We start from the raw sequence: 4,599 nt of genomic DNA on the forward strand, positions 1-4,599 counted from the left end.
TCTATCTCAAAACGGAACCAATCGTTCCGAAAAGTGTTGGTGAGCGAAATGTAGGGCGACATCCCCCGATGGTCAATAGGGAAAATAAGTAAACGGAATGTTTTGTATAAAAAAACGGAACCGGTCTATGATGACTCCATGCCTGGCCATGCCCGGCATTGGCCCGATGGAGGAGATCAGAAGTGATGGAGATGACGAGCGGCAAACCGGATCGGCAGGTATCCGCGCGCAGTGTGTTTGGTATCGATACGGGACTGATGGTGCCCGCGTTCAGTGAGCGCGATGACCACGTACCCGAGGTGGACGAGGCCTACAAGTTTGATCGCGATGTGACGCTGGCCATCCTGGCGGGCTTTACCAACAACCGCCGTGTGATGGTGCAGGGGCTGCATGGCACTGGTAAATCGACGCATATCGAACAGGTGGCGGCGCGCCTGAACTGGCCATGTGTGCGGGTCAATCTGGACGGGCATATCAGTCGCCTGGACCTGGTGGGCAGGGATGCCATCGTGGTGCGCGACGGGCTCCAGGTGACCGAATTCCAGGAAGGCATCGTGCCGTGGGCGCTGCAACGCCCGGTGGCGCTGATCTTCGACGAATACGATGCGGGCCGTCCGGACGTGATGTTCGTGATCCAGCGCGTGCTCGAGCGCGATGGCAAGTTCACGCTGCTCGACCAGAATCGCGTGATCCAGCCGCATCCCTGTTTCAGGATGTTTGCCACCAGCAATACGGTGGGACTGGGCAACCTGAACGGCCTGTATCACGGCACGCAAACACTGAACCACGCGCAGCTCGATCGCTGGAATGTGATTGCCACCCTCGACTACCTGCGCCGTGACCAGGAGGTGGATATCGTCACGGCGCGCGTGCCCGAACTGAATGATGCCGCGGGGCGCGAGTTGGTGGACGCGATGGTTGCCGTGGCCGAACTGACGCGCAAGGGCTTTGCGTGCGGCGATATCGCGGCGCTGATGTCGCCGCGCACGGTGATTAGTTGGGCCGAGAACTGCCAGATATTTCGCGATCCGGCACTGGCGTTCCGCCTGAGCTTTCTCAACAAGTGCGATGAAACCGAGCGTCCCATCGTCGCGGAGTACTTCCAGCGCGCCTTCGGACGCGACCTGGACGGTGTACGGCGGGACCCCGATGCCGTCACGCCGGAGCGCATGGGATGACTACGGACCGCCAAGTCGCGCGACAGTTACAGCGACGGGAAAGACTGTGCGCAGCCGCCGTGCGCGCGCTGACCGGCGATGCAGGCTTGCATTATCGCGATGGACGCCTGTGCCGGAACCTGCGTCCGTTGCCGCTCCACGCGCCGCATTTGCGCCCGGAAACACCCTTCGACGATCTCGATGCGCAACGCGGCGGCGCCGATGCGGCCGCGTTGCGTCTGCGGTATGGCGACCTGGATCTGCATCGCAGTCTGCGCCCCGCGGACCCGGTCCAGCGTCTGCTGTTTGAACTGCTGGAGCAACTGCGGTGTGAGTCGCTGGTGCCCGCGGGTATGGCGGGTGTGCGTCAAAACATCCGGCATCGTTTCGAGGCGTGGTCCAGCGCATTCCACCGCTCGGGATGGGTCGACAGTCATCTTGGCATCCTGCTCTACACCGCCACGCAAGTGGCGTGGTCGCGCCTGACGGGATGGCCGGTACTGGAAGCCACCGAGGATCTTATCGAAGCCACCCGCGCGGCCGTGGTGCCAATATTGGGCACGGCACTGGCCGGCATGCGCCGCCATCGCGCCGACCAGCGCGCCTTTGCGGTTCATGCGCTGGCGTTTGCCGCACTGATCGGTGACATGATCGATGCTGCATCGGATGGGGCCGACAATGCAGACAATAACGACGATACGGATCAGAAGAAGTCAGCACTGCGCGCGGCATTCTCGCTGGCACTTGGCCATGACGACGATGCTGCCGACGGCATCGACACTGCAGCTACCGGCGAGAGCCGCGTGCTGGAGAATTGTGCCGACGGCTACCGCGTTTTCACGAGGCGTCATGACCGTGAAGTGTTGCCGGGCCGGCTGGTACGCCGCGCGCTGCTGGACGACTACCGCAGGCAGCTTGACCAGCGCATTGCCGCGCAAGGCATCAACGTGGGCAGGCTGGCCCGCCAACTGTCGCTAGCCCTTGCAGTGCCAACGCGCGACGGCTGGCTATCCGGCGAGGAACAGGGCCGCATCGATGGCCGCCGCCTGGCGCAGGTAGTTTGCGCGCCGGCCGAGCGACGGGTCTTCCAGCAGGAGCAGTTCCAACCCCACGCAGATAGTGCGGTCAGTTTCCTGATCGATTGCTCCGGCTCCATGAAGCAGCACGTCGAGCATGTGGCAATGCTGGTCGATATCCTGTCGCGCGCACTCGATCGTGCGGGCGTGGCCAATGAAATCCTGGGGTTTACGACCGGTGCATGGAATGGTGGACGCCCGCGCGCGGAATGGCTGGCCCGTGGCCGGCCGACCCACCCGGGGCGACTCAATGAAACCTGCCATATGGTCTTCAAGGATGCACGGACCACCTGGCGCAAGGCACGGACCGACATCGCCGCCTTGCTGAAGTTGGATCTGTTTCGCGAAGGCGTGGACGGCGAAGCCGTGGACTGGGCCTGCGTACGGCTTCGCCAGCAGGCGCAACCCCGGCGCACGCTGGTGGTGATTTCCGACGGCAGTCCTATCGACAGCGCAACCGGGCAGGCCAATGATGCGTTCTACCTCGACAACCATCTAAAGGCAGTGGTGGCCAGACAGGAGACGGCCGGTGACCTACGCATCCTGGGCCTCGGTGTCGGGCTCGACCTGAGCCCGTACTATCGTCATAGTCTTGCGGTGGACCTTGGCACACCACCGGGTATGCCGCTGCTTCAGGAAGTCGTGAACTGGCTTGGCGCACGGCGGTAGCTGGTGGTGCAAGACACGGGTCGCACCGCAAAGGGGACGATCCGTGGTCAGCGCTCAGAGGATAGCGCGGACGGCGAAGCCGTCCTTTTAGGAGTCGTCTTCTGCGTCAAACTCAACCAACGCTGATTCGAAGTCGGTGCACACGCTGGCGAAGACACCACAATGCCGTCCGTTGACGAGTGTCAATGTCTCTGCTCATCGACCACTTGTACCATGTGGCCGATGCAACGACTCCAAGCCTTTAGATTGGAACTGATGCAGGCGCTGTTCGTCTGTGTCCAATGGGGGTACAAGAACAACGCCGATCACGTCGGCGCGATCAGTATTTTAGAGCGCGGAAAGCGCTTGTTAGCCTGTGGAGAGCCGGTGCAGTCGGGCCGCTCGAAGAAGCAGGAACCCACCGAGGCGACTCAGGCCCTCGCGGCCTAGGCGCGGTAGGAATTCCCGTCGTTTAGTCGTTTAGGGCGGGGAGGATTTCAAAATAGCTGGCGGCACCCATCACCGCCAGAATCAGCATCAACTTCTCCACATCAATGTCCTGCCTAAAGCTGCATAAAACAATGGGTAAGCGTCTTATCCCTGCGCGGCCATCGCGTTGGCGCGGTTAGTCCGATTGGCCACGGCGGCTTGCTGGGCCTGGACCACGGTCACCGCCACGACGTGATAGATGTCGTCTGCGCTGCAGCCACGCGAAAGATCGTTGGCCGGATGGTTCAGACCCTGCAGCAGCGGGCCGATGGCCTTGGCACCGCCCACGCGCTCGGCCAGCTTGTAGCCAATGTTGCCGGCTTCCAGGCTGGGAAAGACCAGCACATTGGCGTGCCCCTGGACCTGCGAGTGTTCGATCTTCTTGGCGGCAATTTCGGCGACGATGGCCGCGTCGAGTTGCACGTCACCATCGATCGCCAGTGCAGGCCGGCGCGCGCGAACCTGCCGGGTGGCCTCCACTACCTTGTCGACGGCGGGATGCCGGGCGCTGCCACTGGTGGAAAACGACAGCATGGCCACCCGTGGCGGTTCCATCAGCAGGTTCGCCGCGCTATCGGCGGCGGCCAGCGCAATCTCCGCCAGTTGGGCCGCATCGGGGTCCACCACCAGTCCGCAGTCGGAGAAGATCACGCCACCCTTGATCGTGTGGAACGGCTCGCACAGCATCATCAGGAAAAAGCTCGACACCAGCCGGAACGCCGGATCGATCCCGATCAACTGGATGGCGTGCCGCACCACATCGGCGGTGGTGTGCACCGCGCCTGCCACGCATCCGTCGGCATGGTCCATGCGCACCATCAGGTTGGCAAAACATAGCGGCTTGCGTACCTCCAGCCGCGCATCGGCCAGTGTCATGCCTTTCTTGCCGCGCAGACGCACGAGTTCGGCGGCAAACGCGTCATGCCATGGCGAGGTGTCCGGATCGACGATCCGCATGCCCGCCACGTCGACGTCCACGTGACTTGCCGCCTCACGGATCCGATCGGCATTGCCCACCAGCACGATATGTGCGATGCCGTCGCGCATCGCGCGATGCGCCGCCTGCAGGACCCGCGGGTCCTCGGCTTCGCACAGCACGATGCGCCGGGGTTCCGCACGCGCACGATCGATGATGCGATGAATCGCTTTCATGATGGAAACCCTGGCTTCGGTGGATCAGACAAAGTCCTTGTACTTGTCGAGCATGCGCACGGGCTTGGCCAGCGCAT

At 62.7% G+C, this 4,599-nt stretch carries 4 protein-coding genes; 3 read left to right on the top strand and 1 reads right to left on the bottom strand.

The features are described from left to right. Nucleotides 1–185 precede the first annotated feature (185 nt). The 3 genes from ACO550_RS39305 to ACO550_RS39315 all read left to right on the top strand — a co-directional run bounded on the left by ACO550_RS39305 (nucleotide 186) and on the right by ACO550_RS39315 (nucleotide 3,331). On the top strand, nucleotides 186–1,178 hold the full coding sequence (locus ACO550_RS39305; RefSeq protein ID WP_315598878.1) for an AAA family ATPase: 993 nt from the start codon (nucleotides 186–188) through the stop codon (nucleotides 1,176–1,178). After that, on the top strand, nucleotides 1,175–2,902 hold the full coding sequence (locus ACO550_RS39310; protein WP_485995172.1) for a cobaltochelatase CobT-related protein: 1,728 nt from the start codon (nucleotides 1,175–1,177) through the stop codon (nucleotides 2,900–2,902). The genes ACO550_RS39305 and ACO550_RS39310 overlap by 4 nt, the downstream gene beginning before the upstream one ends. A 222-nt stretch (nucleotides 2,903–3,124) precedes the next feature. Beyond that, nucleotides 3,125–3,331: a hypothetical protein gene (locus ACO550_RS39315; RefSeq protein WP_485995173.1), complete on the top strand. Its 207-nt coding sequence runs from the start codon at nucleotides 3,125–3,127 to the stop codon at nucleotides 3,329–3,331. Nucleotides 3,332–3,475: 144 nt separating this feature from the next. Here the strand turns inward: ACO550_RS39315 and pta are convergent, their stop codons facing one another. Next, complete coding sequence (gene pta / locus ACO550_RS39320; RefSeq protein WP_315598877.1) at nucleotides 3,476–4,522, bottom strand: phosphate acetyltransferase; 1,047 nt, start codon at nucleotides 4,520–4,522, stop codon at nucleotides 3,476–3,478. Nucleotides 4,523–4,599 lie beyond the last annotated feature (77 nt).

It is taken from the genome of Cupriavidus sp., from assembly GCF_057315035.1.